This window comes from Ramlibacter sp. AN1015, assembly GCF_037726105.1.
In the GTDB taxonomy this organism is placed as follows: domain Bacteria; phylum Pseudomonadota; class Gammaproteobacteria; order Burkholderiales; family Burkholderiaceae_C; genus Ramlibacter.
In genome coordinates, this window is record NZ_JBBJUM010000010.1 from 1 (window position 1) to 26768 (window position 26768).

Consider the following 26768-nt stretch of genomic DNA (forward strand, 5'->3'; position numbering starts at 1 on the left):
CGCGATTCAGCAGCAGGGGGCGTTCGCTTCAAGGGCTGCGCTCCGCATCGCGCCCGCCGAATACGGCAGCGCGCATCGCCTGCAGTTCCGCAGGGCCGGGGAGCGCAGACCTGTCTACGTTTGCGATACCAGACGCGGCATCACCGCTGGACTTCGCCGGCGAGCCTGTCGGCTCGAACTTGCCACCTTCATCGAAGCGCACCCAGCCGTACCACTCGCGCACAATATCCGCGGGCGCGCCATGCTCCAGCCGCACGTGCCAGTCCGCGAGCCTGAATGCCCGGCCCGCCAGTTCGTCGCTGGCCGCTTCCGACCGCGCGAGCGCCACGTAGAGCGCGTGCGGGATGGGATGCACGCCGTCCGCGCCCAACAGGAAGACGTAGCTGGCGTATTCGGAATCGTCGCGGGATACCGCGTCCTTGAGCGCATGCGCGATTGACGCGTCCGCCTGCGGCAGCGTGTACACCGGTGCAAAGCCGCCACCGGGCGTGCGGAAGTTCGTCGTCTGGCCGCGGTACATCCGGGCACCTGTCCACTGGACCTGCGCCGCATACACGTACTGCCGCACGTCAAACTTCATCGGCGCGTCGCCTTCACTGCGGGCGGTGTGCCGCACACCCGGCTGCACCAGTGCCTGCGCCACGTACCCACCCCTGAGGATGTCCTCCCAGGTACGACGGGTAAGCTTGTCGCCCCGAAATGCGCCGCGCGCCCCGAAACCGCTGACCGGCTTGAAGAACAGCTCCCGGCGCCGGCTCCAGAGGTCGTCAGCGTTGGCGGCTCGCACGCGATCGGTGCGGGGAACCACCTCCGCCAGCAGTGCGCGGTCTTCGGCGGCGGCGCCGAACTGCTCCAGTGTCTGGTGATCGCTCAGGTCGACCAGGCGCTCCTTGTTCGCATACAACGCGTGCGCCTGTGGGTGCGGCGTGACCACCACCGCGTTGGTGAGGTAGGCGTCTCGCAGGAACTTACTGCTCGGCTGTTCGAAGTAGAAGTCGGTTAGCCGGTTGTAGACCAGGTCGATCGCCACTTCCCCCAGGCGCAAACGGCCATCGGTGAACGATAGCTGCTCAGGGCTGGCAATTACCGTTTCGATGCCGTGCCGCTGGAACAGCCGCTGAAACAGGAGGAACTCGGGGTATAGATACTGAGAAGGTGGGTCGCTGTCGACGATCGCCACTCGTCTGAGCGGCTCGCCGGCGTGGCCCGCGTGCCACTCGCGCTGGAACATCGCGACGATGCGGCGCTCCAGCTCCTCAGCCGCCGCCGACGTAGGCTGCATCGGCAGCAAGACGCTGCAGCAGGCGCGCTGCGCGCGCGCCAGGAGCGCATTCATCAGCGCGCCACCGGCATTGGTGTTGATCTCGATCAGCCCCAGGCGGCTCCCGCTGATATGGAAGTCGTACCCCAGGAAAGCGCCTCGCGCGCCCTGTGGGTCGTGGCGGGCCGCCTCTGGCGCCGAGTGCAGACTGTGCTCGCGCCAGCCGGGCAGCGCCACCACCCGCTCGATCGCTTCGACCGCCTGGCGCATGCGCCGAAGTGCCGGCTCGGGGACGAACACCGGTAGCTCGGCGAATGCAGTTGCCCACCCGCCGCTCAGGGCGCGCTCGGCTAACGCGTCGCCGAGTTCGCTGCGCAGGCGTTCCTGCAGCTGCGAGCGGTCGAGGGTGATGCAAAAGCAACCCTCGGCAGGGCCGCCGCTCGCTGCAGGATCGCCCGGCGCAGCCCCCTCAACTCCCGGTCTTCTGGATGTGGGTGATGACATAACAACTGGCCCGTTTCGGCGTCAAACTTGCTCTTGCTCCCGGCCTTCAAGCCCCTGAGAGGTTCCGGGGGCTCGGCGCGGGCGCGGAACACCATGGTCAACGAAGGCATATCTAGGTTGGTAATCGGTCGTGGCGAAGCGTCACCTTTCCCTGCTCGGCGTTAACTTTGCGGACCTCACTGGATGTTGTTTGAGCAGCTGACATCCTGTCCAGAGTAACGCGCGCTCCTGCCTGTGTAAGTTGGTGAACGGGTGCCCTCAAAATAGTGCTGCCAAGGCAAGATTGAACCCCGCGGCTTCCCGCTGGCAGCAGCTTTTGCGGAGTAAACAATGAGCGACAAATTTGGCGCAGGGCTCGTCGTAGGCTTTCTCGGTGCAGTGGTAGTTGCCGCGCTCGCCGGACTAACGATCGCCTACACGGGTGCATACAACGTCGCGGCGACTGAAGAGCACCTCTCTGTGACCAGATGGGCTTTCGACACAACAATGCACAGCTCTGTCAAGCAGCGGGCCGGTTCGGTCCAGCAAGCCGAACCCGTCACCCCGGTGATGCTGGCCAGGGGAGCAGGCGAGTACAAGGCCATGTGTCAGCACTGCCACGGAGGTCCTGGCGCCAAGCGCGAGAAATGGGCTGACGGCATGCGGCCGCAGCCGCCTCACTTGGCCGAAGCGGCGGCCGATTGGAAGCCCGGCGAAATCCTCTGGATCGTCAAGCACGGCATCAAGATGACCGGCATGCCGGCGTTCGGTCCCACCCACGACGACGAGACACTGCGCAGCATCGTCGCATTCGTCAGCGAGTTGCCGGCGATGACGCCGGAGCGATACGCTGCCTTGGGGTCCGATTCGGGATCGGGCGCAGCTGGCCAACAGCGCGGCGCCAACCACCATGGCTCGGGGGGGCAACCGGGCCGTTCGGGGGGGCAACAAGGCGGCTCGACTGGGCCAGCAGCATCCGGCGACCATCACGGCCCTGGCGGGGCTAGCCAGCACCCCCCTTCAGGAAACCCGAAGCAGTAGGAGCACGCAATGCAGATGTCCTACTGGCGCTTCGCCGCGATGATTGCCACGTCCACGGTGGTGATGTACGGCCTTATGTACCTGAATACGTGGGCATGGAAGCAGGTGTTCTGGAGCGAGACCCGCGCCTGGATGGCCCTCGTCATGGGCTCGACGATGGCGGTGATCATGCTGGCATTCATGCTGAACATGTACAACAAGAAGGGCGTCAACTACGCCATCTTCGGCGGCGCGATTGCCGTTTTTGCGGCATCCCTCTGGCTGGTGCGCAGTCAAGCCAGCGTGGACGACATCGAGTACATGAAGGCGATGATTCCGCACCACTCCATCGCCATCCTGACCAGCACCCGCGCGCAAATCACAGATCCGCGGGTGCGCAAGCTTGCCGATGAAATCGTCGAGGCCCAGGAGCGCGAGATCGCTGAGATGCGCTACCTGGTGCGGAACCTCGAGAGGCGCGACTGATGCGGCGCCGCACCTCTGTTTTCCGTTTCGTCGCTGCAGGTGTGGCAGTGGCTTTTCTGGCGGCTTGCGGCCAGAGCGAGCTGCCGGACGACGCTTCCACTCCGGCCCCGGTAGTGGCCCGCGTTGCCAGCGCCAAGGAGGCACTGCAGGGAGCGCATGTCCGCACACTCGATCCCACCACCTTGCGCGGAGCGGAGGTCCGCAAGGTCATCGGAGCGCGTCCTCACTGCACCTTCAGGTACACCGGCTCGGGGCACCCGGTGGTGGTGGCTGGCCTGCGCCAGGACGGCAGTGCAGAGCTCGGTGTGATCAAATTCAACAACCACCTCGTGTCGCTTCAGCCTGAGCCGTCGAAGTCCGGTCTGGCTGCGGCCGGTTTCGTGCTGAGCAGCGAACCAGTGCGGGTCAGCGTGCGACCGCTTCCCCACGCTTTGGCATCCGAGCAGGGCGGTGCCCAACGCATCGAAGCCGACATGACCTTTGAGGTCGGCCAAGAGCTGAAGGTCGGCTATGGGGGATTCCTCGAGTGCCGCACGGCGGCGCCTTCGGGCACACAGGAACACTGACGCTGGTGTGAATCCCTGGCCGAGGCGAAAGGATCCTGCAGCCGTGGACGTAAGTCGTGGGCGCGCTGCGCAGAACTTTTCCGGCCGCGCGACCAGCACAATCACTCTTCCAGCGGCATCGAGCACACGGTCATCCGTTGCAGGTCGGGAGGGAACGAGAACTGGACCATTCGAAAAGCGGTGGAGCCGGGCATTTTGATTGCCGTGTCTACACCATTCATTGACACGAACCGTGTACGCCATCTACCCGACGGCAGTGGCTACGGAAACGAGCCGCCATCTGTCCGGCGACAAGCTGGCACCGACCCTGTCGGCTCCATGCCTCAGTTCTCCAGCCGCAGGCGACGGTGCCAGTTCACCCTGGTGCCGGCGCCTTTGCGCTGGACCGAGACGCAGATCTCTGACTGCCCACCGAACACTGATCGATCTGCTGCCGACTCCGCTCAGGTCGCAGCATGCACAGGTATCTGTGCGTCGGCAACCACCTGCGGTGGCCCACTGCGGTTCAGCCGCCGAACGTACGGTCTTGCCGAGACCACCACTCAAGGGCCTCGCGAAGGTGCTCGTCTCGGTAGTCGGGCCAGTAGTCGTCCACTACGTACATGTCGGCGTACACGGATTGGACTGGCGGGAAGCCGCTGAGGCGTCGTCCACCGCCCCAGCGCACGATCAGGTCGATGCGCGACACCTCGGACGAACGCAGCGTGCCTGATTCCCGCAGGCCGTTTAGGTCCCATTGCCAGCCGTAGTTCACCAGGAAATTCACCTTGATGCCGCTTCCCTGGCGCCGCGTGAGGTGGGCGAGTTCCGGGGGAAACTGCGGGGATTCGGCATCACCAATGACCGCGAGGGCCGCCCCCCTGTGCGCGATCTCCTGGGCGAACGCGACGCATGCGGCACGGAACTGCCTGGCCTGCACACTGGGCCGATGCGTGTTGTCCTGCGTGAAGCCGTACACGGACACCTCCTCGATCCCGAGTTTCTCGCAGGCCTCGTACAGCGCGAGGCCGGGCTTGATTCCATGGTGGTAGCCAGCCTCCTTGGGCAATTCGCGGGCTTCCGCCCAGCGACGATTACCGTCGGGAATGAAACCGATGTGCTTAGGTAACCGCTTTTGGTGCATTGAAGGCAGATGCTCTCCGCAGATCGGCTTGGCCAATGCTCGACGCTGCCCGGATTGCGTGTAGGAAGGCGCCTGCAGGCTCACACCGTAGGTCCGCCTGCAGCCTCGACTACCCGCCACCCCCGGGGCCTGCGAACGTCACATAACGCCTGGACACCGTTGCGGCCGAGCTCATGGTGCCCCGCCACGAGCGCGGCAAAGGCTCGCCGCTGCTGCCACACGCTATGCATGGGATCATCATGTGCGATCCGCGCTCGGCAGCCTAGGCGGCGGTGACCCCTGTGACCGTGCTACGGCTTGCATGAGGTGGGGGCGGCTGGAACACCCTGCAATACCTTGACGGGCCTGCCTTCGTTGGGGGGACTAAAGCATCCAAATGTTGCCCGGCCGCGAGGTCTGTATATCCGTAGATGGTAGGATGGCGCGGCCCATGAGACGCTGGTTGTTGTTGCTGCTCGCATTCGTGCTGCCTCTGCAAATGAGCTGGGCGGCCGTGCACGCTTGTCACGACGAGCTTGCGACAGCTACTGCGCACGCGCAGGCCCCGGGATCCGACCGCGCGATCGCCCTTGATGTGTCGAACGTGGAAATTGAAGACGGGAAGCAGTTCTCCGACGCCTGCTGTGGCGCGGCCCACGCCTGCCACGGTCTACACCATCTGATGGGCCATGCTGCACCGGAGTTCACAGCGCAAGTATCCAGTCAGATCAACCTGACTTCCGGACCGGCGCCGGCCCTGATTCAACTCTCGGCACGAGTGGAACGCCCGAAATGGCTCGCCGCCTGACGGCGGGCCGCGATACACTCTTCCTCTTTTATTTCCTTGCTCGCGGTTCGCCGAAGTCGTCCCTTTTCGACTTTCGGAGAACTCGATGCCTTTGTCTTTTTCACGGCCGCGGCAGGCCGTGCTGCTTGGATTTCTTGCGCTCGCCTGTTCGGCATGGGCGCAGCCGCAACCGACGCTCACAGAAGCTGTCGAATCCGCCTGGCAGCTGAGCCCCCAAGCTAGGTCATTGTTAAGCCGCCAAGCCGAGCTAGACGCCAGGGCACGCGCCGCGGGCGCATTTCTGGCGGGGCCACCGGCGCTTTCACTATCGCATCGCGCTGGCCGCGGACAAGCGAGCGGCGCGCGGGAGACGGAGGCGGAAATCTCCGCCCCGCTCTGGCAACCGCGCCTGAGAACTGCGACGAAGTCCCAGATCGACGCGGACCGGCAACTGCTGGCCACTCAGATCGACGCCACCAAGCTGAAGCTGGCAGCCGAGGCACGCGAGCTTGCAGCCGCGGTGGCGCTCGCGCAGGTCGAGCGCGATGCGGCCGAGCGCAAGCTGACAGAAGCGGCGGCCCTTGCCGCTGACGTCGAACGGCGCGTGCGCGCGGGTGACACCGCACGTATTGATCTCCTTCGCGCCCAAGGTGCAGTGCGAGAGGCCGAGGCCATGCGAGCCGTGGCGGAGGGCTCCCTGTCCCGGGCGCAATCTACCTGGCGGGCACTGACAGGGCTAAGCCAGGTCGCGGCCCTGGCCGAGGCGCCCGTGCCCCATGCAACACACCCGCTCGTTTCGGCGGCTGAGGCCCAGTGGAATGCGGCCCGGGCGCGACTGAGACTCGCAGACGCTGATCGGAGCGACCCGATGGAGGTCGGCGTCGGCGTCGTTCGGGAGCGTCCAGGGCCCGGAGCTGCGGACGAGAACGCAATCCAAGTCTCACTTCGCATTCCTTTGGGCGGGGACATCCGCAACGGCGCACGAATTGCCGCAGCGCGGGCAGAACTGGACGCGGCTGGGGCCGAGCTGGACGCTGCACGGCGGCAGGTCGAGGCAGATCGCCAAGCTGCCAGTGCCGAGGTTGCTGCCGCCCAGCGGGCGCACCAACTCGCCCTAGAGCGCGAGCGGCTTGCACGAGAGGCCCAGGAGCTCGTCGCCACTTCACACCGCCTCGGTGAGAGCGACCTGCCAACCCGGCTACGGGCGGACGCTGAGCGCTTTGAGGCCGAACTCGCGCGCGCCAGGGCTGCCCTGGAGGCGCGTCGCGCCATCACCCGACTCAATCAATCTAACGGATCCGTTCAATGACAAGAAAACACGTGTGCCCCCTCTGGCGGCACTTGCTGCTTCAGGCACTTTTTGCGGCGGCGCTCTTCCACATCACCTTGCCAGCGTTTGCCGAGGAAGGCCATGACCACGGAAACGAAGCGGCGGTCGAACAAGGCGCTGCCAGCCCCCGCTTCGAAGCGCATTCGGACCTTTTCGAACTGGTGGGTATTGCCGAAAACGGCCAGCTGACTGTCTACCTGGACCGGTATGCAACCAACGAACCCGTGGTGGACGCCAAGGTGGAGTTTGAGTCCGGGGAGGCGAAGGGCGTCGCTGCGCCCCAGGCTGACGGCACCTACATCATCAAGCTCGACGCGCTGTCCAAGCCCGGGCATGTCCCCTTCTCCTTCACGGTGACCTCCGGCACCGATACCGATCTGCTCGCCGGTGAGCTCGACATTGCAGACACCCATGCGCATGAGGAGGAGGAAGCCAGCCCCTGGCAGCGCTGGGGCGTGCTTGCCGCAGCGGGACTGGCCGCACTGGCACTTCTCACCGCGGTGGCCATCGCCATGCGCAAGCGCACTGCACGCAGCGCGCGAAAGGACTTGCAATGAATAACCGCCTGCTCACGCTGACCGGGTGCGCGCTCCTGGCAGGAGCGATCGCACTGCCCTCTTTCGCCGGTGCTGACCACAACCACGGCAAGGCCGCGCCGGCCGCGACCAGCAACTCCCCCAAGCGGCAGCCGGATGGCAGCGTGTTCCTGCCGAAGAACTCGCAGCGCCAGCTGGAGGTGCGCACCTTGGTGACCGAAGAGAAGCTCACGCCACAGACCGTCGAGCTCACAGGTCGCGTCCTGATGGATGCCAATGCCGGTGGCCGCGTCCAGCCGACCCAGGCCGGGCGCGTCGAGGCAGGCCCACGCGGGCTGCCGCAACTCGGACAAGCCGTTCGCAAAGGCGAAACGCTGGCCGTGGTGCGCTCGTCGGCTTCGGCGATCGAGCGTGCGAACCAGCAGGCTCAGACCGCCGAACTGCGTTCGCAGCTCGATCAGGCGCGCCGACGCGCCGCTCGGCTCGCGCAGCTCGAGGGCACCGTCCCGCAAAAGGAAATCGAGGCGGCGCAGGCCGATGTGCAAAGCCTTCAGCAGCGCGCGGCCGCGGTGGGCGGATCCCTGGTTGCGGTCGAACGCTTGACAGCGCCTGTCGACGGCGTGATCGCGGCCACCAATGTGGTGGCTGGCCAGGTCGTCGATGCGCGCGAAGTCCTGTTCGAGATCGTGGATCCGAACAGGCTCATCGTCGAGGCGCTGGCATTCGACGTGGGGCTGCTTTCCAACATCGGCACGGCCAGCGCGACCCCCACCCCGGGCGTGAGCGTGCCGCTTCGGTTTATGGGCGCAGGGCGCACGCAACGCGAAGGTGCCATCCCGCTGCAGTTCCGTACCAGCGGTTCGCAGTCTGTTCCGTTGGCCGTGAACCAGCCCGTCAAGGTTCTGGTGCAGACGAAGACGATGGTCAAGGGCGTGCCCGTTCCGGCGGCGGCCGTCGTCAAGAGCCCCAGCAACCAGGACATGGTGTGGGTCCACACCGCGGCCGAGCACTTCGCACCGCGTCCGGTTCGTGCCACTGCGGTGGATGGGTCCACCGTGTCGGTCGTCAATGGGCTCAAACCCGGCGAGCGCGTGGTGACACAGGGCGCCGCTCTGATCAACCAGGTCAGGTGAGGACGGGAATGTTCGACAAGCTCGTCAATTTCTCACTGCACAACCGTCTCATCGTTCTCGTCGGCGCACTGGTCCTGATGGCCTATGGGGCCATGACGCTGGTGCGCATGCCCGTGGATGTCTTTCCCGACCTGAACAAGCCCACCGTCACGCTGCAGGCGGAAGCCGGCGGCATGGCGCCCGAGGAGGTGGAGCAGCTCATCACCATTCCGCTCGAAACCGCGATGGGCGGCATCCCCGGCGTGGAAAGCATCCGCTCGGTCTCCAGCGTGGGCCTGGCGTTCGTCTACGTAACCTTCAACTGGGACATGGACATCTACCGCGCGCGTCAAATGGTGGGCGAACGCCTGTCCACGGCGCGCGAACAGCTTCCCCCCGGGGTCGAGCACGTCGGCATGGGGCCGGTGAGCTCGATCATGGGCGAGATCATGTCGGTGGCGCTGCCGATCGATCCGGCCAAGATCAGCCCGATGGCCGTGCGGGAGTACGCCGACTTCGTGGTCCGCCCCCGGCTGCTGACGATACCCGGTGTCGCCCAGGTGGTGCCCATCGGCGGCGAGGTGCGCCAGTACCAGGTGCAGCCCGACACCGCCCGCATGTCGGCCTTGCAGGTGAGCGTGGAAGACATCGAAGACGCGCTCAAGGGGTTTTCGGCGAACACGAGCGGGGGCTTCCTGGAGCTCAACTCGCGCGAGTACCTCATTCGCAACATCGGGCGGACCACCCGGATCGAGGATCTGGAGCGGCTACCGGTGGCGTTCCGCAACAACCAGCCGATCAGTCTGCGACAGGTGGCATCGGTGGCCTTCGCCCCCGCGATCAAGCGCGGCGACGCCGGCTACAACGGCAAGCCGGCGGTGCTTCTGGGCGTGCAGAAGCAACCAGACGCCGACACGGTGAAGCTCACCCTCGCGGTTGAGGAAGCACTGGCGGGCTTCAAGAAAAGCCTTCCGCCTGGCATGGGCGAGCCGATCGTGACGATGCGCCAGGCGAGTTTCATCGAGGCGTCTGTCAGCACGCTGCAGGGCAAGTTCCTCGCTGCGGGTGTGGTGGTGGCGGCGGTGCTGTATCTGTTCCTGATGAACATCAGGACAACCGTGATCGCGCTCACGGCGATTCCGCTGTCCGTGATGATCACGGTGCTTGTCTTCAAGTACTTTGGCTTCTCCATCAACACGATGACGCTCGGCGGGCTCACGATCGCCATCGGCGGGCTCGTGGACGATGCCGTCGTCGGCGTGGAGAACGTGCTTCGGCGATTGAAGATCGACCGGCAGGCGCACCCCGGACGCCGCATGGGCCCACTGGAGCTGATCGCCAAGTCGACGCTGGAGGTGCGGTCGGCCATCGTTTACGCGACAGTGATCATCGTGCTGGTGCTGCTGCCGCTGTTCTTCCTGCCTGGCATCGAAGGACGCCTGATGCAGCCGCTGGCCGTGGCGTACATCGTTTCGCTGCTGGCCTCCATGCTGGTGTCGGTCACGGTGACGCCGGTGATGTGCTACTACCTCCTGCCCAACATGAAGTCGCTCGATCATGGCGACTCGAAGGTGCAGACCTGGGTCAAGCGCCGGTATGAGGGCGGGCTGATGCGGGTGCTGGCCCGTCCCAAGCTCTGGATCGGCGCCGGCGCCGTGGCGACCCTGGCCGCTGCGGCGGCGGTGCCGTTCTTTCCCACCACCTTCCTGCCGCCTTTCAACGAGGGCGTGGCGCTCGTCGGGCTGCGTCTGAACCCCGGAACCACGCTGGCCGAGAGCATCCGGATCGGTGCCGTCGCCGAAAGGAACCTGCAGACCGTGCCCGAGGTGGAGCACGTCGGCCGCCGATCCGGCCGGGCCGAGCTGGACGAGCATGCCGAAGGCGTGCATGTTTCCGAGCTCGATGTGAAGCTGCGGCGCAGCGATCGCAGCGTGGAGGAGGTCTACGCCGACCTGCGCTCGCGCGTGTCGTCGCTGCCCGCGGCCATCGGCATCGGGCAGCCGATCAGCCACCGTATTGACCACATGCTCTCGGGCGTGCGCACGCAGATTGCAATCAAGATTTTCGGGGATGACCTGGACGTGCTGCGCGGTCAGGCCGAGGCCCTGCGGCAGCGGCTCTCGCGGGTGGAGGGCGTGGTGGACCTGGAAGTAGAAAAGCAGGTCCTCACGCCCCAGATCAAGGTGCGCGCGGACTACGACAAGGCGTTGAGCTACGGCCTTCCACCAGCCAAGCTGCTGCGCGAGCTGCAGATGATCATCGACGGCGAGAAGGTGGCCCAGATCGTGGAGGGCAGCCGCCGCTTCGACCTGGTGCTGCGCCTGCCGGAGTCCGCGCGCGGCATTGCGGGCCTGCGCAACATCGTGATCGATACGCCCGGCGGGCGTGTGCCCTTGTCGCAGCTGGCGGTCGTGGAGGAGGACGATGGGCCGAACCAGATCAGCCGCGACGACGGACGGCGGCGCATCGTGATCTCGGCCAACGCGGCTGGGCGCGCCTTGAGCGATGTCGTGGCGGACATTCGCCAAGTCGCTGACTCGACCAACCTGCCCGAGGGTTACTTCATCACGATCGGGGGGCAGTTCCAGGCGCAGGAAGACGCGAGCCGGCTGATCGGGTTGCTGTCCATCGCGTCGGTGGCTCTCATCTTCCTGATCCTGTACTCGCGCTACAAGTCCGCCGTGCTGGCCACGATCATCATGGCGAACATTCCGTTAGCGCTGGTGGGCGCCGTCTTCGGACTGTGGCTCTCCGGCCAGCCGCTGTCGGTGGCGGCGCTCGTGGGCTTCATTACGTTGGCAGGCATCGCAATCCGCAACGGAATCATGAAGGTCTCGCACTACGTGAACCTGTGCGCGTTCGAAAACGAGAACTTCGGCGACCACATGCTCGCGCGCGGATCGCTGGAACGACTCACACCGGTGCTCATGACGGCGCTGGTCGCCGCGCTGGCGCTCTCGCCTCTGCTTTTCGAGGCCGATCAGCCCGGCACTGAAATCCTGCATCCCGTGGCCGTCGTGATCTTCTCCGGGCTTATCACCTCCACGCTGCTGGACTCGTTCCTCACCCCGGCAATGGTCAAGCTCTTTGGCCGCAAGCCGATCGAAAACCTGGTCAACCAATCGGGCTCCGAAGCCTTCTGATCCAGCTTCCTCCCCCAACCACCGAAAGGAATTTCCATGTTCATCAAGCACATCGCCGTCGCTGCTGCAGCCGTTGCTTTTGGCTTCTCCGGCGCCGCAATCGCTCAGAAGGACGATCATGCGGCCAAGCACGGCGGCATCTTTGTGGAAACCAAAGCCCTGGACTTCGAGATCGTCCCCAAGGCCGAGGTGATCCATGTGTACGTCTCTGATCACGGCAAGCCGGTCAAGCTCGAGGGAGCAAAGGGCAAGGTGACGCTGCTCAACGGCAGCGACAAGACCGAGGTCGACCTCGCGCCCGCCGGTGACAAGCTGGAGGGCAAAGGGACCTTCAAGGTTGCCAAGGGCACCAAGGGGATTGCGGCCGTCTCGCTCGCGGGCAAGCCCGCGGCCACCGCCCGATTCGAGGTGAAGTGATGCGCACGCGCCTTGCCGCGCTGCTGGCGGCCGCCCTGGTCGCCACCGGCTGTGCGTCATCCGTGTACGAAGGCAAGTACGCCTGGGACAGCGGGTGGCGCAAAGGCAAGGTGGTCCGGGTCGCCGAGGCCTCACAGCTGGGCGGCCGGCACTCCATGGACTGCCGCTACAAGATGGATCGCCAGGAACTGGCGGCGACCCGGTTCGTCGTGGTGGCTGTCCGGGGCGTTAGCCGTACAAGACGCGCCATCGTGCCCCTGGCGGCAGGCTCGCCAGAACCAGCACCGGGGGACCTCGTCTACGCGAAATGTTCGCACCTGCAATGCGAGAGGTCTTCTGCCGCGTAGTGCCTCCGGATCTGCGGGAACCTGATGCGCCCATATGAAACAACGCAGGAAAGCCGATGAGTAAGGCTTGGGGTTGGCTGCTATCGGCTTGGATTCTTGCCCTGATATCTACAGCCGGTGCGCTTTTCATCGGCGAGGTTCTGGGGATGACTCCCTGCCTGTTGTGCTGGTACCAGCGGATTCTGATGTTCCCCTTGGCCATCATCCTGGGCATGGCTGCATTCAGCGAAGACAGGCGTGGTGCCGTGTACGCACTGCCTCTTGCGCTCGGTGGCGCCGTGCTTGCCGGATATCACACCGCCCTTGTCGCAGGCTGGGTGCCACGCTGGTGGATACCGTGCGGGACCGGACCGTCGTGCGGTGACCAAAGCCTTGCCATTCTCGGCGGAGTCCAGCTTCCCTGGCTGTCGCTGGCCGCCTTTGTGGCGGTTGTCCTCCTGCTTCTTATCTACCTGCGAAAGACCCGGTCATGAATGCAAAGAAGAGCACAGTTGTCGTGCTGTTGATCCTTGTGGTTGCCGCCTTTGTTTTTGGCATCGGCGCCTACCGCACTCGCGTTCAAGCGGAGCAGGCAGAGCAGGTTCGATCCCAACAAGCGCGTCTGGTGCGCATGCACTCACCCGTACTCGGGCCGCAACAAGCACCCGTGACCATCGTCGAGTTCTTCGACCCTGCATGCGAAACCTGTCGTGCGTTCTATCCAATCGTCAAGAAACTGATGGCGCAATACCCGGACGTCGTTCGCCTGGTGATCCGCTATGCACCTTTCCACCAGGGCTCTGAGCAAGTCGTGAAGCTCCTTGAAGCGGCGCGACTTCAGAACAAATACCAGCCGGTCCTGGAAGCAGTGCTTGCATCCCAGCCCGCCTGGGCGGATCACGCGAAGCCGAACCCAGCCCTGGCCTTCGAGGCTGCCGAGCGAGTAGGGCTCGATGTTGCCCGTGCAGTGCAGGACGCCCAACGCCCTGAGTTCCAGGCCGTTCTGGAGCAGGACGTCGAAGACCTCAAGGCGCTGCAGGTCAACAAAACGCCGACGTTCTTCGTCAACGGCCGCAACCTCCCGAGCTTCGGTCCTGACCAGCTGGCTGCTCTTGTGGCAGAAGAAGTGTCCATGGTGAATAAATGATGAACTGCATGGCCAGGCGCAGGTGGCAGCAAGGGCGGGCCTTGAGATGACTGACGGATCCAAGCACGGCCACAGAAGTGACAGTGGACCGGACCACGACCACGACCACGACTACGACCATAACCATGGGGAGGGCAGCCGCGGTACGGAAAGCCTGCGGCACTCACACGGTCATGGTCATGGCCGCGCTCACGGCGGCGGCGCAAATCTGAAGGCGGCCTTCGCTCTGAACCTGAGTTTCACCGTCATCGAGGTGATCGGTGGCCTCTGGACCAACAGCATCGCCATTCTGAGCGACGCTGTGCATGACCTGGGCGACTCCATGTCGCTCGGCGCGGCCTTGTACTTCGACCGCCTCTCTCGCCAGGGGCGCACGCCACGCGACACCTACGGCTTGCGGCGCTACTCATTGTTGGGCGGATTGATCACCGCCGCAGTCCTGGTGGTGGGGCTGTCATTCGTGCTCTGGAACGCCGTCTCCAGGTTGTTCGCGCCCGAGCCGGTGAATGCGCCGGGCATGATGGTGCTGGCCCTGATTGGGGTCGCATTCAATGGCGCTGCAGTGCTCCGCGTGAGACGAGGCACGTCGCTGACAGAGCGCGTGGTCAGCTGGCACCTGCTCGAAGACACGATGGGCTGGGTCGCCGTGCTCCTGGGGGCTGCGGCCATGTCTATTTGGGACTTGCCCATCATTGACCCGCTGCTTTCCATCGGCATCGCGCTGTTCGTGCTCTGGAACATATTGCGAACGCTCAGACATTTCTTCGCCGTCTTTCTTCAACACACGCCGCCGGGATTTGAAATGGAGCGTTTTGAGCAGGATGTGCGATCCATACCTGGGGTGGTCAAGGCGCAGCATACCCATGGCTGGTCGATTGACGGGGAAAGCCACGTGCTCACGACGCACTTGATGATGAACCCGGGCGTTACCCGACAGGAGATCGTCGCGGCGAAAGCAGCAGTGAGGCAGCTACTCAGCGCGAAGGCATTTGAGCATGTGACGATCGAAGTTGAAATTGCGGGTGAGGAGCCCGAGGGCGGCGGCCATAGAGGAACGCTTTCGAGCGGAGCTGAGGGTTGAGGTGCTGAGCTCGTCCAGTCACCGCATCAAGGCCTCAGAGCGAGCACTCGCCCTTTCTGAGAGGACCGGACCATGCAAACCATTCAGCTTGCGGCGCTGGCGGCCGTATTGGTGCTCGCCTGCGTCCACGTGTTCTCCAACCGCCTGCGCGTCTTCCAGAACGTGCCTCGCCACAAATTCCTATCAGCTGCAGGCGGCGCAGCGGTTGCATTTGTGGTCCTGCAACTTCTGCCAGGGATCAGCAAAGGTCAGGAAACGCTGGTCCAGGCATCTGAAGGCGGAATCTTTTGGTTCCTGGATCGGCACGCCTACCTCCTGATGCTTGCGAGCGTTCTCCTTTTTTACGGCCTCGAGAAAGCAGCGAGAACTTCGCGGTCGAGTCGAAAAGAGCAGTCTGAATCGGACCGCCCTGGCCCGGCGGTGTTCTGGTTGCACATGGCCACCTTCGGCGTCATGAACGTGCTGGTCGGTTATTTGATGATTCACAGGCACGAGACGATCCAAGCCCTTGTCCTGTTCTTCCTCGCGATGCTGGTGAAGTTTCTCATCAACGACAACAGCCTGCATGCTGCGCACAAGGCGGGCTATGACAGACTGGGGCGCTGGCTCCTCGCAGGCGCAGTTGTCGTCGGATGGGGCACAGGCTACGTCTACACCGTCCCGAATGTCGGCCCAGCGGTGTTGCAGGCTTTGCTGGCAGGCGCTGTCCTCCTGAACGTCTTTAAGGAGGAGTTGCCCTCAGAGAAGAAGGGCAAGCTCCTGCCCTTTGCCTTAGGCGCAGTCGCCTATGCGGGGCTGCTGGTGACTTTGTGACCAGCGGCACTGCAGAGCCCCCCTATGCTGGGGCGCTGCTCGTATTCCGGTCAGGGCGGCTGGACAACTCAGGGGCTCTAGCGACCGCTTCGACGCGCTGGGCCCGTTCGCGCTCCACTCCTGATCCACCTCAAGCTTGTGACCGCGTTCGACGCGCTTCGCCACTGCCATGAAGGCAGTCAGTAGCAGCCGCCAGCTAATACGCCGGCGGCGCCGGCAGCCATATCTCTTGCAAGGCTCACAGCAGCACTCTCGCTATGACCCGCCTCGGTACACAAACACCTGAAAGGTCGCCCGTAGCAAACGCCATGCTTAGGCTTCCTTCGAGACCGGCGCGGCTGGTCGAAGTAGCCGTAGCCCGTTTGCGACAACCAGCAGACTGGCGCCCATGTCCGCAAACACGGCCATCCACATGCTGGCACCGCCAACGACTGCCCATACGAGAAAAACCGATTTGATCCCGAGTGCGAAGGCAATGTTTTGCCAAAGCACGCTGTGCGTTCTACGGGAGAGGCGAACGGTCTCGGCCACGCGCCGCAGATCATCATTCATGATCACTACGTCCGCGGCTTCCATGGCGGTATCGGTTCCGGCTGCGCCCATCGCGAATCCGACGTCAGCTTGGGCAAGCGCCGGAGCGTCGTTGATACCGTCGCCCGTCATGCCAACAGCACCGTAGCGGGCCCGCAGGTCCTCAATCGCCTGCATCTTGGCTTCCGGCAGCAGGTCTCCCCTGGCTTCAGCAATCCCAGCCTGTGCGGCAATGGCTCTGGCCGTGGCCGGGTTGTCGCCAGTCAGCATGATCGATTCCACGCCGAGGCTGCGCAGATCCGCAACGGCCGCTTTGGATGTCTCTTTGATCGTGTCGGCAACGGCGAACAGCGCGAGCACGCCCGCCTGGCTCGCCAGTAAGGTTACCGTGCGGCCCTGCGCCTCATGGCCCGCGAGCTGTGATTCAAGCTCGACTCCGCACAAATCCCGCTCGTGCATCATCCGGTGGTTGCCAAGGAGGATCACTTCGCCTTCGACCACCCCCTGCACCCCGCGGCCGGGCAGGGCCTTGAAGTCCTGCACGTCGGGGCCTTGTGCTGCTAGCCCCTGCGCGATGGCCTTGGACACGGGGTGGTCGGAACGAGACGCCAGGGCGCTCGCCAGACTCTTCGCGCGGCTCTCGTCACTAGAAGCCCAGACACGGAATTCCACCAGTTTGGGCTTACCTTCGGTGATGGTTCCGGTCTTGTCCAGCGCGACGGCTTTTAGCAGGCGCGCTTGCTCCAGGAAAGTGCCGCCTTTGACCAGGATGCCGCGGCGTGCCGCCGCCGAAAGCCCGCTCACCACCGTGACGGGCGTGGAGATGACCAGCGCACACGGGCAGGCGATCACCAGCAGCACCAGTGCCTTGTAGATCGCGTCGAGCCACGTGGAGTCGGTCAACATAGGCAACAAGGCCGCCGTGGCGAGTGCGAACGCAAAGACCGCAGGCGTGTAGATGGCCGCGAACCGGTCGACGAAGCGCTGCGTCGGAGCTCGCGTGCCCTGCGCCTGTTCCACCGCATGGATGATTCTGGCCAGCGTCGTGTTCGCGGAGGCGGCGGTCACGCGCACTTCCAGTTCACCTGTCTCATTGATCGTGCCGGCAAACACCGCGGAGCCTGGGGCCTTGTCCACCGGAATGCTTTCGCCGGTGATCGGCGCCTGGTTGACCGCGCTCTCTCCTTGGGTGACCACGCCGTCGAGCGGCATCCGCTCGCCTGGCCTCACGCGGATGGTGGCGCCCACGGGCACCTGCGATGCCGCCATTTCGGACCAGCTCGCGTCTGCCGCACGCACGAGGGCCGTCTCTGGCGCCATCTCGAGCAGGCCCTTGATGGAGTTGCGCGCGCGGTCGACCGCTCGCGATTCGATGAGCTCAGCAAGGGCGTAGAGAGCCATCACCATTGCAGCCTCCGGCCACTCGCCGATCAGAAAGGCGCCTGTCACAGCCACCGACATGAGGGCATTGATGTTGAGCTTGCCGCGCAGCAGCGCCGTGAGTCCTTTCTTATAGACGTCGAGCCCGGCCAGCCAGATCGCAACGACCGCTAAAGCCATGCCCGTTGCCTTCCAGGTAGGCACGTCCGGCGCCAGGAACGACACGGCTTCGGCAGCGACCGCGAATGCGAGGGCAAAACCCATGCGGGTCAAGCCGGCTCCCGGCCCGTGCTCGTCTGCCCGTGCGCCGGCCTGAGCGCCAGATCCGGTGCGGGCGGCCAGGTCCGCCGGCTCCAGCGGCTGCGGGTCGAATCCGGCCTTGCGGATTGCGTCGAGTGCTGGCGCGAATGAGCTTGTATCGGCGTCGATCCGAAGCGACCTGGCGCCAAGCTGGAACCCCAGGGACCTGATGCCGGGCACGGCGTCGAGGGCGCGGCGGATCTCAGCTTCCTCCACACTGCAGTCCATTGTGGCGATGCGGTAGACCTGCCCCTGGCCGGGGTGGCTCGCGGCCGCGGCTTGCGCAACCGGGACTGAGCAGCCAGATGAACAGCAGGTGTCCGGGCGGGACTCGCGCAGGGTTTCTCTTTTCATGGCCAAATTACAAACCTTGTAGTCGCTACAGAGTCAAGTACTCAGGAGCAGGTTATGAAAATTGGAGAGCTGGCGCAGGCAACCGGATGTCAAGCGGAGACGATCCGCTACTACGAACGGGAAGGGCTGCTTGCTCGGGCAGCGCGTACCGATTCCAACTACCGGCTCTATGGGCCCGCGCACGTGCGAAGGCTCGCATTCATTAGGCACTGTCGGTCCCTCGACATGACGCTCGAGGAGATCCGCACATTGCTGCGGTTCAAGGACGAACCTTCTGAGAACTGCGAAGGGGTCAATGAGCTACTGGATGAGCACATCGCGCATGTCACTGCGCGCATCAAGGAGCTTCGCGATCTGCAGGCTGAGCTTCGGACACTTCGCAATGAGTGCGGGGCGTCGCGCGAGGCAGCGTGTTGCGGAATCCTCAGTGGACTGGATAGAGCTTCGCTGGACAGCACGTCAGCTGCTGTGCCAGGCGATCAATTCGCTCATCCTCGCGGAGCTCACCGGAAGATCGGATAGGAGAGGATTGCGTTCGCGCGCAACAGCGGCGCCGGACGGGATCCACCTTGAGCGCTCGCAAGCTCCTACGCCGACGAGGTGCTGCACCACCTATTCTTGCGTCCTCTCGCGTGCAAACAAGAACGTCAAGGAGATACGCGTGGATCCCTGGCTTGTGCTCGGGTTGGCGCTCCTGCCAGCCATCGGCAACTTTGGCGGCGGCATGCTCGCCGAGTTCTTTCCGACCAACAACCGCATCGTGAGCATCGCTTTACATGGGGCGGCCGGCATTGTGATCGCGGTGGTCTCAACTGAGCTCATGCCGGAGGCACTCGAGCAACTTTCTCCCTGGCTCGTTGCGGCCGCTTTCGGTGCGGGAGGGGTGAGCTATGTCGCCATCAGCGGTGCGGTCGATAGGCTGCAAGCCTCTGCCAAACCGAAGGGTGGAGCCTCGTCGAGCGGTATGTGGATGATCTACATCGCCGTCTCCATGGATCTTGCCAGCGACGGGCTCATGATCGGATCAGGCTCCGCGGTGTCGGCAAGCATGGCCCTCGTGCTTGCGATGGGCCAGGTCCTGGCCGACATCCCGGAAGGCTATGCGACGATCGCCAACATGAAGGAGAACGAGGTCCCGAGGTCCCGTCGGATCTTGCTATCGGCGTCCTTCGTGATCCCGGTGGTCGGGATGGCCATGGTGTCCTACTTCCTGCTTCGTGACGTCGCTGATGCCTGGAAAATGGGGGCGCTTGCGTTCGTTGCAGGGTTGCTCTCTCTCGCAGCTGTTGAGGACATGATCAGTGAAGCGCACGAGAGCGGAGAAGACACGAAGTGGTCAATGCTTGCCTTCACCAGCGGCTTTGTGCTGTTCGTGCTCGTCTCGGCGGGGCTCGAGCGGTTTAGCCGGCATTATCTATCTGATGCAAGTAAACCGCCAGAAAGGTCAATGGCGACAAGGACTTAGCTCGTATCCACCCTTGAGGATCGCGTGGGTTCACAGTTGAGTAGCCACCGCCAGAGGGCGACGGGCGGGAGCTACGAATGGCATCGCCTCGCCGGCGCGGCTTTATAGCGTTTTATAGTGCCGAGCTATAAAACGGGCCGCTTGGCAGTCCGGCCACTGATCAGGAGATCGCGCCTCTGGCTGCTGGGCATTGTCTGATGCGGCGACTTGGGCCGCATTGCGCTCCCCCGGGCGTGCGCACTCTTGAGTGGGCACGTTCCTAAGGCGGCCAAGGGATAAAGAAGTAGTCTTTCGCGGCGTTTGCGCATTTCTTTATCCTTTGGAGGTGATCCCACTGTTCCTGGACTTTGACGGCGTGCTCCATCCTGAACACTGCCGTGAGGACATGTACTTCTGCCGGCTACCGTTGCTGGAGGGTGCCTTGGAGCGGCTGCCGCTCCTGCAGGTTGTGATCTCGAGCACCTGGAGAGTTCGCGGCATTGACTCTCTCGCCCTTCGTCTTCCACCGACGCTGCGCCAGCGCATCCACGATCTAACTCCGACTTTTTCCGAGTTGGGTGATGTGCCCGACCAGCTCTACGCCTACCGGCGCGAGGCGGAGTGCACCGCGTGGTTGCGCGATCATGGCCTGCTGTCGCGCCCGTGGCTCGCGCTGGAAGACCGCGCCTGGTTGTTCAGGCCGTTCCATAAGCATGTCGTCCTGGTGGATGGCGAGACCGGGTTGAAACAAGTCGACATCGAGGAGCTTGTCGCCCGCTATCGTCGTCTGGTGTGATGCTGAGCCTCATAAGGCCCAGACAAGCACGCCAAGACGCAGATCCTTTCTCTTGACCTTCCCCCAAGGTGAAGGTTGATCATTCTCGAAAACTTGGGAACATCAGCAGATTTCGTGTTCGTAGGAACCTTCAATTGCGCGGGAAAGCCCCTGCCTGCGCTACCATGTCGCTTGCAATGTCGTTTGTTCGCCTCTTCGTCGCCTGGCTTCTGATGGCCGCGCTGCCCCTGCAGGGGATCGCGGCGGCCTCGATGCTGTTCTGCGACCAGAACGTCGCCTCAGCGGCGGCAGGTCACGAGGAGCACTCTGGGCACGACCACCATCACGCTCAGGGTCATGAGAGCGTCAACCACCAGAGCAGCCACGCTGCGAAGGCCGACGCACATCCGCACGCGGACGCGGTGCAGTCCGCGGACGACGACCAGCAGTCTGTAAACGCAGAGGAAGCTGCCCACGCTTGCCCCATTTGCGCTTCCGGCTGCCATCTGGTGGCACTTTCCGAGTCTTTGCCCAGTCAATCTGCGGCTGACTCCCCATCGGCTGTCCTGCCTCAGCCGACGATGCCTGCACTAAGCCGCGCCACCCCGCGCCCAGACAAACCTCCTCGCGCCTGAGAGGCCGCTCCAGCCCCCACTGATCCGGGGCGGGCTGCCGCATTTCCGCTGCGCACGTGACCGTGAGGCTCTGCCTTCGTCGGCCTGCGCTCCGAAGAAATCTCAGCGAGGAACCATGTCACCCACGACCAGAACACTTCTGTTGGGCCTGCCGGCACTGCTTGCAGGTCTGCAGGCAGCTGCCCAAAGCGCTGCGCCCGAGCAGTCTCCAACACCCGCGGCGAGCGCCGCTTACAACTCGGCCTTCGAGAGCTACCGGCCGTTTGCCGCCGAGGAGATCCAGGACTGGCGCCGCAGCAACGACACCGTCCGCGAGATCGGCGGCTGGCGCGCCTATGCCCGCGAGATCAGTGGCGGCCAAGGCCAGGCGTCGCCACCCGCCCAGCCGGCCGCACCGGCGGAACCGGCTTCGGCCCCGGCTCCAGCGCAGCAGCCCAAGGCGGCCAACCCGCATGAGGGGCATCACTGATGAAGACGCGCTCTCCCATCAAGCTGGCGGCTGTCGCTGCCGCGGCGATTGCCCTGGCCGGCTGCGCCGCTCCCAACATGGATGCGGCGCTCGGGCGGGCCAATGAACTGGCAAGTCCGATCGCAGGCGGCGCCACGGCGACGCTCTCACGCGACGCGGCCCAGCGTCAGGCGTCTGACAAGCTCGCCGCCGACCTGCTCGCCAAGCCCCTGACGATGGACGGCGCGGCGCAGCTGGCGCTCGCCAATAGTCCCTCCTTCCAGGCCGCGCTGGCTCAAAGCTGGGGTGAACTCGCGCAAGCTCAGCAGCGCGGGCTGCCGGGTGGCCTGGTCTTCTCGTTCGAGCGTTTGCGCGAAGGCGCCGACCTCGAGATCGGCCGGCTGCTGTCATTCGGGCTGTTCGACCTCATCACGCTGCCGCAGCGGCGCGCCGTCTCACAGGTCCAGGCCGAACAAGCGCGCGTGCGCATGGCCGGCGCCGTGATCGACCAGGTCTCAGCCGCCAAGCAGGCCTGGGTGAACGCGGTGGCGGCCCAGGAGGTGGAGACGTACGCGATCCAGGTCAAGGATGCCGCCGAAGCGAGTGCCGAGCTCGCCAGGCGCATGCAACAGGTGGGCAACCTGACCAAGTTGCAGGCGGCACGCCAGCACCTGTTCTACGGTGACGCCACCTCGCGCCTAGCCAGCGCACGGCAGGCGAGTGTCGCCACGCGTGAAGCCCTTGTGCGGCAGCTGGGCCTCACCGATGCCCAGGCAGCGGCGCTGAAGCTGCCTGAGCGGCTGCCACAGCTCCCCAAGGCGCCGAAGGGTCCATCCGACATCGCCAAAGCTTTGTCCGATCAGCGGCTGGACGCCCGCCTGGCTCGCCTGGAGCTTGACGCGGCGGGTCGCTCGCGGGGCGTCGACCTTCTCACCAGCCTCACGGACGTCGAACTGGGGGTGCGGCGCGACTCTCACTTCGGAGGCGATGGGGAACGCTCCACCACGCGCGGCTATGAGCTGGAGATCCGTCTTCCGCTCTTTGACTGGGGTTCCACCCGCCGCGCAGCGCTTGATGCGCGCAGCCTGGCCGCAGTGAACGGCTATGAGGCGGTGGCCCGCAGCGCCTCATCGCAGGCACGCGAGAGCTATGCCGCGTATCGCACCGCCTACGACCAGGCCAGGCACCAGCTGGGCGAGATGGTGCCGCTGCGCAAGACGATCTCGGAGGAGAACGTCCTTCGCTACAACGGGATGATGATCGGCGTCTTCGAGCTGCTGGCCGACGCGCGCGACCAGGTCTCGGGCGTCATCACCGCCATCGAGGCGCAGCGCAACTTCTGGCTGGCCGACGCCGCTCTTTCTTCCACGTTGATCGGAAGGCCCTCTTCGGGCCAGGCCGCAGCCATGCCTGCTGCCGGGGGAAGTGCCCCCGCCGAGCCGGCCGGGCACTGATCCGAAGGGACCACAACATGACTGCAAGCAACCGCCGCGGCTTCCTGACGGGCATGGGCGCGATCGCCGGCGCCGTGAGCGCCGCCTCCGTGAGCAAGGTCGCCATGGCCGCTCTGCCCGAGCCGGTCATCCAGACCACGCCCGACACGGCCAGTCCGCTCGCACCGCCCACCGGGCGACCCTACAACCCGGTCGTCACCCTCAACGGCTGGACGGCACCTTGGCGCATGAACAACGGCGTCAAAGAATTCCACCTGGTGGCCGAACCGGTGGTGCGGGAGATGACCCCCGGCTTCAAGGCACACCTGTGGGGCTACAACGGCCAATCGCCCGGCCCGACGATCGAAGTCGTTGAGGGCGACCGGGTGCGCGTGTTCGTCACCAACAAGCTGCCCGAGCACACCAGCATCCACTGGCATGGTCAACGCCTGCCCAACGGCATGGATGGCGTGGGCGGCCTCACGCAGAAGACGATCCAGCCTGGCAAGACCTTCGTCTACGAGTTCGTGGCACGCCGCCCTGGCACCTTCATGTACCACCCGCACGGCGATGAGATGGTGCAGATGGCCATGGGCATGATGGGTTTCTGGGTGACCCATCCCAAGGAAAAACACCCGCTCATCGATGAGGTCGACCGGGATTTCGTGTTCCTGCTCAACGCCTATGACATCGAGCCGGGCTCATACACGCCCAAGATCATGACGATGACGGACTTCAACATCTGGACGTTCAACAGCCGGGTGTTCCCAGGCATCGCATCGATGAACGTGCGGCGCGGTGACAAGGTACGCATCCGCGTCGGGAATCTCTCGATGACGAACCACCCGATGCACCTGCATGGGCACGAATTCGTCGTCAGCGGCACCGATGGCGGGCCGACTCCGAAGGGCTCCCGCTGGCCCGAGGTCTCGGCAGACATCGCCGTGGGGCAGATGCGCCAGTTGGAGTTCCTGGCCGACGAGGAAGGCGACTGGGCGTTCCACTGCCACAAGAGCCACCACACCATGGGCGCCATGGGCCACGAAGTGCCCACCATGATCGGCGTCGACCACCGCGGCGTGGCCAAGAAGATCGCGGGGCTCGTTCCCGACTACATGGTCATGGGCGAGCGCGGCATGGCGGACATGGGCGAGATGGAAATGCCCATCCCCGACAACACGCAAAAGATGATGGCCGGAGAAGGCCCCTTCGGTGGCCTGGAGATGGGCGGCATGTTCACCACCGTCAAGGTTCGCCGCGAGCAAAAGCGGGGTGACTACGCCGACCCTGGCTGGTTCAAGCATCCTGAAGGCACGGTCGCCTACGAGTTCACCGGACAAGTGCCAGAGCCTACCCGGCAGGCCGCACCTGCTGCTTCAACGCCAACGGCAGCGCCCACCAAGGACGTCGAAGTACGTGTTCGCCGTCCCGCCTCCGGCCACAGCGGCCATTGACCCGACAACAAGGAAACTCTGATGAACAAATTCAACATTCGCGTGGTCGCCACGGCTGCGATGCTTGCGCTCACCATGAGCTCCGCGTTTGCGCATGGCAACGATGAACACAAGAAGGCGCACAACGCTGAAGTGAAAAAGGAGCAGCAGCCCTGGGGAATCGCGGGTGACTCCCGGGAGGTCAAGCGAACGATCCGGATCGCCATGACCGACGACATGCGCTTCACCCCTTCCACGATCCAGGTGCAAGAGGGCGAGACCGTCCGCTTCATCGTGCAGAACAAGGGCAAAGTGATGCACGAGATGGTCATCGGCACGAAATCGGCCTTGGACGAGCACGCTGCGCTGATGCAGAAGTTCCCGAACATGGAACACGATGAGGCGCACATGGCTCACGTGGCCACCGGCAAACAGGGTGAGCTCGTGTGGAAGTTCAACCGTGCGGGCGAGTTCGATTTCGCCTGCCTGATCCCGGGCCACTACCAGGCGGGCATGGTCGGAAAGATCAACGTCGCTGCCGCCAAGGAGGCGTCCAAATGAGCCGCCATCCCACTCGCCGCACCCTGCTGGCAGTCATCGCAGCGGCTGCCGCAGCTCCCACGCTGGCGCAGGTCGTCGCTCCGGCCGCTAAAAAGCCCGTTGTGGAGGTCTGGAAGGATCCGAACTGCGGCTGCTGCAAGGATTGGGTCACGCACCTGCAGGACAACGGCTTTGCGGTCACGGTTCATGACACGGGAAACACGGCGGTACGGGCTCAGCTCGGCATCGATCCGAAGTACGGCTCCTGCCACACGGCCGTGGTGGCCGGCTATGCGCTGGAAGGGCACGTTCCCGCACGAGAGATTCACCGCCTGCTGGCGGAAAAGCCCGCAGCGCGTGGCCTGGCGGTGCCGGGCATGCCCATTGGCTCGCCGGGTATGGACGGAGAAGCCTACGGCGGGCGCAAGCACCCATACGACGTGCTGCTGCTGGCCAAGGACGGCTCGAGCAAGGTTTATCAACGCTACGAAGGGAGCAAATCATGAAGCGATACCTCATCACCGCTGCACTGGTGCTCGGCGCGAACAGCGTGTGGGCGCAGCAATCGGCGACGCAGGCAGCGGACGACCACAGCGCCCATCACCCCACCACGACGGCAGCCCCGGCTCCAGCCACCGACCTCGCAGAAGGCGAAGTGCGCAAGGTTGACAAGGCAGCCGGCAAGATCACCCTCCGGCATGGCCAGATCAAGAGCCTGGACATGCCGCCCATGACCATGGTGTTCGTGGTCGCCGACGCGGCCATGCTCGATCAGGTGAAGCCCGGGGACAAGGTGCGCTTCCGCGCCGCAGACCAGGGCGGCAAGCTGACGGTCACTCAGATCGAAGCCGCAAACTGAGCGGGAATACGCGTCGAATCGCGCAAGGAAGAGGAGCCGCCTGGCTCCTCTTTTTGTTTCACAAGCAGGTGCACAGCGTCAACGCAGTCCTACGGGGCGCACCATCTCGCAGCCGTAAATTGAACTCGTGTCGATCTTGCGGCTTTTGCTGACGTTGTTGCTGTCTGTGGCCATCCCTATCCAGGCCGGCGCAGCTGCGGGTGTTTCCGTTTGCCGCCATCACCAGCAGGGCGCGGCCCATCATGCCGCACGCGCATCCGACGGGTATCACGCAACCGGAATGCTCGCCGCTATCGGTGATCAAGCTGGACATGCCGACGTCTCTCAAGGCGTCAGCTCCGACAAGTCGCAGACGCACTCGGCTTGCAAATGCGCGAAAGCCTGCTCCCAACCGATGGCTGCCGCGTCCGGCGCCTGGCGGATTGGATTGAGCCCCCATGTCATCGGTGCGGCTCCCGCGCTTGAGCATCTGCCAAGCCGGGCCGTACCCGTTCCTCACAAGCCGCCCAAGGCTTGAGCCACTTGGCGATCTTTGCCGGCCAGTGTGCGCCGGCAAGGTGCCTTCGGCCGTCCTTCTCTCAGACAGCACCCGCTGGTCCTCGCTTCGCGCGAAGGGGCCGCGCCCTGAGCCGCCCGGGGATCCAGGCGGCAATCCCAACAACCCAACAGGAGTTTTCAAATGCCCCACGAGCAATTCAAGAGCTGCATCCAGGTCTGCTTCGAGTGTGCCGAGGCCTGCAACCACTGCGCCGCCGCCTGCCTGCAGGAGCAGGACGTCAAGATGATGGCGCGCTGCATCGCTCTCGACATCGACTGCGCTCAGGTCTGCGAACTCGCCGCAGCCGTAATGTCGCGGGCCAGCGAGTCCTCGAAAACCGTCTGCCGGGCTTGCGCGGAGATCTGTGAAATGTGCGGCCAGGAGTGCGCCAAGCACCAGATGGAGCACTGCAAGCAGTGCGCGCAGGCATGCAAGCGGTGTGCGGATGAGTGCCGCAAGATGGCTGCCATGGCTTGAATCCACGACAA

General features: G+C 64.5%; 27 protein-coding genes. 24 read left to right on the forward strand and 3 right to left on the reverse strand.

The window, feature by feature from the left end; genetic code table 11:
* Positions 1–28 precede the first annotated feature (28 nt).
* Positions 29–1765 carry a hypothetical protein gene (locus WG922_RS15815; protein ID WP_340283710.1) on the reverse strand — a complete coding sequence of 579 codons (1737 nt, stop codon included), beginning with the start codon at positions 1763–1765 and terminating at the stop codon, positions 29–31.
* Positions 1766–2095: 330 nt separating this feature from the next.
* Here WG922_RS15815 and WG922_RS15820 point away from each other — a divergent pair, with 330 nt between their 5' ends.
* The 3 genes from WG922_RS15820 to WG922_RS15830 are packed head-to-tail and all read left to right on the forward strand — an operon-like array spanning position 2096 to position 3816.
* Positions 2096–2785, forward strand: coding sequence for a c-type cytochrome (locus WG922_RS15820; RefSeq protein WP_340283711.1), 690 nt, complete (start codon positions 2096–2098; stop codon positions 2783–2785).
* Between the two features lie 15 nt (positions 2786–2800).
* Entirely contained in the window at positions 2801–3250 is a 450-nt protein-coding gene (locus WG922_RS15825; RefSeq protein ID WP_340283712.1) for a DUF305 domain-containing protein, read from the forward strand.
* Positions 3250–3816: a hypothetical protein gene (locus WG922_RS15830; RefSeq protein WP_340283713.1), complete on the forward strand. Its 567-nt coding sequence runs from the start codon at positions 3250–3252 to the stop codon at positions 3814–3816. Before WG922_RS15825 ends, WG922_RS15830 begins: the two co-directional genes overlap by 1 nt.
* A gap of 505 nt (positions 3817–4321) precedes the next feature.
* On the opposite strand, the gene WG922_RS15835 is transcribed toward WG922_RS15830, so the two are convergent.
* Complete coding sequence (locus WG922_RS15835) at positions 4322–5023, reverse strand: undecaprenyl diphosphate synthase family protein (protein ID WP_340283714.1); 702 nt, start codon at positions 5021–5023, stop codon at positions 4322–4324.
* 346 nt (positions 5024–5369) lie between these two features.
* Here WG922_RS15835 and WG922_RS15840 point away from each other — a divergent pair, with 346 nt between their 5' ends.
* The 11 genes from WG922_RS15840 to WG922_RS15890 all read left to right on the forward strand — a co-directional run bounded on the left by WG922_RS15840 (position 5370) and on the right by WG922_RS15890 (position 15610).
* The gene (locus WG922_RS15840) at positions 5370–5726 is read left to right on the forward strand and encodes a hypothetical protein (protein WP_340283715.1); all 357 of its coding nucleotides are present in this window, start codon (positions 5370–5372) and stop codon (positions 5724–5726) included.
* An 85-nt stretch (positions 5727–5811) separates the two neighbouring features.
* Positions 5812–7014, forward strand: coding sequence for a TolC family protein (locus WG922_RS15845; RefSeq protein WP_340283716.1), 1203 nt, complete (start codon positions 5812–5814; stop codon positions 7012–7014).
* Positions 7011–7592, forward strand: coding sequence for a hypothetical protein (locus WG922_RS15850; protein ID WP_340283717.1), 582 nt, complete (start codon positions 7011–7013; stop codon positions 7590–7592). The genes WG922_RS15845 and WG922_RS15850 overlap by 4 nt, the downstream gene beginning before the upstream one ends.
* A gap of 143 nt (positions 7593–7735) precedes the next feature.
* Complete coding sequence (locus tag WG922_RS15855) at positions 7736–8704, forward strand: efflux RND transporter periplasmic adaptor subunit (RefSeq protein ID WP_340283718.1); 969 nt, start codon at positions 7736–7738, stop codon at positions 8702–8704.
* A gap of 8 nt (positions 8705–8712) precedes the next feature.
* Positions 8713–11826, forward strand: a complete 3114-nt coding sequence (locus tag WG922_RS15860; protein WP_340283719.1) for an efflux RND transporter permease subunit — start codon at positions 8713–8715, stop codon at positions 11824–11826.
* 36 nt (positions 11827–11862) lie between these two features.
* Positions 11863–12243, forward strand: coding sequence for a hypothetical protein (locus tag WG922_RS15865; RefSeq protein WP_340283720.1), 381 nt, complete (start codon positions 11863–11865; stop codon positions 12241–12243).
* A complete protein-coding gene (locus tag WG922_RS15870) occupies positions 12243–12590 on the forward strand; it encodes a hypothetical protein (protein WP_340283721.1) in 348 nt (115 codons plus the stop codon). The genes WG922_RS15865 and WG922_RS15870 overlap by 1 nt, the downstream gene beginning before the upstream one ends.
* A gap of 56 nt (positions 12591–12646) precedes the next feature.
* Entirely contained in the window at positions 12647–13063 is a 417-nt protein-coding gene (locus WG922_RS15875) for a disulfide bond formation protein B (protein ID WP_340283723.1), read from the forward strand.
* A complete protein-coding gene (locus WG922_RS15880) occupies positions 13060–13716 on the forward strand; it encodes a DsbA family protein (protein WP_340283724.1) in 657 nt (218 codons plus the stop codon). Before WG922_RS15875 ends, WG922_RS15880 begins: the two co-directional genes overlap by 4 nt.
* 46 nt (positions 13717–13762) lie before the next feature.
* Positions 13763–14797, forward strand: a complete 1035-nt coding sequence (locus tag WG922_RS15885) for a cation diffusion facilitator family transporter (RefSeq protein ID WP_340283725.1) — start codon at positions 13763–13765, stop codon at positions 14795–14797.
* A 72-nt stretch (positions 14798–14869) separates the two neighbouring features.
* Entirely contained in the window at positions 14870–15610 is a 741-nt protein-coding gene (locus WG922_RS15890; protein WP_340283726.1) for a hypothetical protein, read from the forward strand.
* A gap of 312 nt (positions 15611–15922) precedes the next feature.
* Here WG922_RS15890 and WG922_RS15895 read toward each other — a convergent pair whose 3' ends face one another.
* On the reverse strand, positions 15923–18175 hold the full coding sequence (locus WG922_RS15895; RefSeq protein WP_340283727.1) for a heavy metal translocating P-type ATPase: 2253 nt from the start codon (positions 18173–18175) through the stop codon (positions 15923–15925).
* Positions 18176–18229: 54 nt separating this feature from the next.
* Between WG922_RS15895 and cadR the strand changes: the two genes are divergently transcribed.
* From cadR to WG922_RS15945, 10 genes are all read left to right on the forward strand, one after another.
* Positions 18230–18697 carry a Cd(II)/Pb(II)-responsive transcriptional regulator gene (gene cadR, locus WG922_RS15900; RefSeq protein ID WP_340283728.1) on the forward strand — a complete coding sequence of 156 codons (468 nt, stop codon included), beginning with the start codon at positions 18230–18232 and terminating at the stop codon, positions 18695–18697.
* A 139-nt stretch (positions 18698–18836) separates the two neighbouring features.
* Positions 18837–19640 carry a ZIP family metal transporter gene (locus WG922_RS15905; RefSeq protein ID WP_340283729.1) on the forward strand — a complete coding sequence of 268 codons (804 nt, stop codon included), beginning with the start codon at positions 18837–18839 and terminating at the stop codon, positions 19638–19640.
* Positions 19641–19965: 325 nt separating this feature from the next.
* Complete coding sequence (locus WG922_RS15910) at positions 19966–20415, forward strand: HAD domain-containing protein (protein WP_340283730.1); 450 nt, start codon at positions 19966–19968, stop codon at positions 20413–20415.
* A 729-nt stretch (positions 20416–21144) separates the two neighbouring features.
* Positions 21145–21498 (forward strand): hypothetical protein, encoded by a 354-nt coding sequence (locus WG922_RS15915; RefSeq protein WP_340283731.1) that lies wholly within the window; start codon positions 21145–21147, stop codon positions 21496–21498.
* Positions 21498–22931, forward strand: coding sequence for a TolC family protein (locus tag WG922_RS15920; protein ID WP_340283733.1), 1434 nt, complete (start codon positions 21498–21500; stop codon positions 22929–22931). Before WG922_RS15915 ends, WG922_RS15920 begins: the two co-directional genes overlap by 1 nt.
* A 17-nt stretch (positions 22932–22948) precedes the next feature.
* On the forward strand, positions 22949–24364 hold the full coding sequence (locus tag WG922_RS15925; protein ID WP_340283735.1) for a multicopper oxidase family protein: 1416 nt from the start codon (positions 22949–22951) through the stop codon (positions 24362–24364).
* Positions 24365–24385: 21 nt separating this feature from the next.
* On the forward strand, positions 24386–24904 hold the full coding sequence (locus WG922_RS15930; RefSeq protein ID WP_340283736.1) for a cupredoxin domain-containing protein: 519 nt from the start codon (positions 24386–24388) through the stop codon (positions 24902–24904).
* Positions 24901–25389, forward strand: coding sequence for a DUF411 domain-containing protein (locus WG922_RS15935; protein WP_340283737.1), 489 nt, complete (start codon positions 24901–24903; stop codon positions 25387–25389). The genes WG922_RS15930 and WG922_RS15935 overlap by 4 nt, the downstream gene beginning before the upstream one ends.
* On the forward strand, positions 25386–25742 hold the full coding sequence (locus tag WG922_RS15940; RefSeq protein WP_340283739.1) for a copper-binding protein: 357 nt from the start codon (positions 25386–25388) through the stop codon (positions 25740–25742). Before WG922_RS15935 ends, WG922_RS15940 begins: the two co-directional genes overlap by 4 nt.
* 679 nt (positions 25743–26421) lie before the next feature.
* Entirely contained in the window at positions 26422–26757 is a 336-nt protein-coding gene (locus WG922_RS15945; protein ID WP_340283740.1) for a four-helix bundle copper-binding protein, read from the forward strand.
* Positions 26758–26768: the final 11 nt, after the last annotated feature.

What these genes read in the sequence shown, in the direction of transcription:
- WG922_RS15815 (WP_340283710.1), bottom strand. Translation starts at nt 1,765, where the DNA reads ATGTCATCACCCACATCCAGAAGACCGGGAGTTGAGGGGGCTGCGCCG.
- WG922_RS15820 (WP_340283711.1), top strand. Translation starts at nt 2,096, where the DNA reads ATGAGCGACAAATTTGGCGCAGGGCTCGTCGTAGGCTTTCTCGGTGCA.
- WG922_RS15825 (WP_340283712.1), top strand. Translation starts at nt 2,801, where the DNA reads ATGTCCTACTGGCGCTTCGCCGCGATGATTGCCACGTCCACGGTGGTG.
- WG922_RS15830 (WP_340283713.1), top strand. Translation starts at nt 3,250, where the DNA reads ATGCGGCGCCGCACCTCTGTTTTCCGTTTCGTCGCTGCAGGTGTGGCA.
- WG922_RS15840 (WP_340283715.1), top strand. Translation starts at nt 5,370, where the DNA reads ATGAGACGCTGGTTGTTGTTGCTGCTCGCATTCGTGCTGCCTCTGCAA.
- WG922_RS15845 (WP_340283716.1), top strand. Translation starts at nt 5,812, where the DNA reads ATGCCTTTGTCTTTTTCACGGCCGCGGCAGGCCGTGCTGCTTGGATTT.
- WG922_RS15850 (WP_340283717.1), top strand. Translation starts at nt 7,011, where the DNA reads ATGACAAGAAAACACGTGTGCCCCCTCTGGCGGCACTTGCTGCTTCAG.
- WG922_RS15860 (WP_340283719.1), top strand. Translation starts at nt 8,713, where the DNA reads ATGTTCGACAAGCTCGTCAATTTCTCACTGCACAACCGTCTCATCGTT.
- WG922_RS15865 (WP_340283720.1), top strand. Translation starts at nt 11,863, where the DNA reads ATGTTCATCAAGCACATCGCCGTCGCTGCTGCAGCCGTTGCTTTTGGC.
- WG922_RS15870 (WP_340283721.1), top strand. Translation starts at nt 12,243, where the DNA reads ATGCGCACGCGCCTTGCCGCGCTGCTGGCGGCCGCCCTGGTCGCCACC.
- WG922_RS15875 (WP_340283723.1), top strand. Translation starts at nt 12,647, where the DNA reads ATGAGTAAGGCTTGGGGTTGGCTGCTATCGGCTTGGATTCTTGCCCTG.
- WG922_RS15880 (WP_340283724.1), top strand. Translation starts at nt 13,060, where the DNA reads ATGAATGCAAAGAAGAGCACAGTTGTCGTGCTGTTGATCCTTGTGGTT.
- WG922_RS15885 (WP_340283725.1), top strand. Translation starts at nt 13,763, where the DNA reads ATGACTGACGGATCCAAGCACGGCCACAGAAGTGACAGTGGACCGGAC.
- WG922_RS15890 (WP_340283726.1), top strand. Translation starts at nt 14,870, where the DNA reads ATGCAAACCATTCAGCTTGCGGCGCTGGCGGCCGTATTGGTGCTCGCC.
- WG922_RS15895 (WP_340283727.1), bottom strand. Translation starts at nt 18,175, where the DNA reads ATGAAAAGAGAAACCCTGCGCGAGTCCCGCCCGGACACCTGCTGTTCA.
- cadR (WP_340283728.1), top strand. Translation starts at nt 18,230, where the DNA reads ATGAAAATTGGAGAGCTGGCGCAGGCAACCGGATGTCAAGCGGAGACG.
- WG922_RS15915 (WP_340283731.1), top strand. Translation starts at nt 21,145, where the DNA reads ATGTCACCCACGACCAGAACACTTCTGTTGGGCCTGCCGGCACTGCTT.
- WG922_RS15920 (WP_340283733.1), top strand. Translation starts at nt 21,498, where the DNA reads ATGAAGACGCGCTCTCCCATCAAGCTGGCGGCTGTCGCTGCCGCGGCG.
- WG922_RS15925 (WP_340283735.1), top strand. Translation starts at nt 22,949, where the DNA reads ATGACTGCAAGCAACCGCCGCGGCTTCCTGACGGGCATGGGCGCGATC.
- WG922_RS15930 (WP_340283736.1), top strand. Translation starts at nt 24,386, where the DNA reads ATGAACAAATTCAACATTCGCGTGGTCGCCACGGCTGCGATGCTTGCG.
- WG922_RS15935 (WP_340283737.1), top strand. Translation starts at nt 24,901, where the DNA reads ATGAGCCGCCATCCCACTCGCCGCACCCTGCTGGCAGTCATCGCAGCG.
- WG922_RS15940 (WP_340283739.1), top strand. Translation starts at nt 25,386, where the DNA reads ATGAAGCGATACCTCATCACCGCTGCACTGGTGCTCGGCGCGAACAGC.
- WG922_RS15945 (WP_340283740.1), top strand. Translation starts at nt 26,422, where the DNA reads ATGCCCCACGAGCAATTCAAGAGCTGCATCCAGGTCTGCTTCGAGTGT.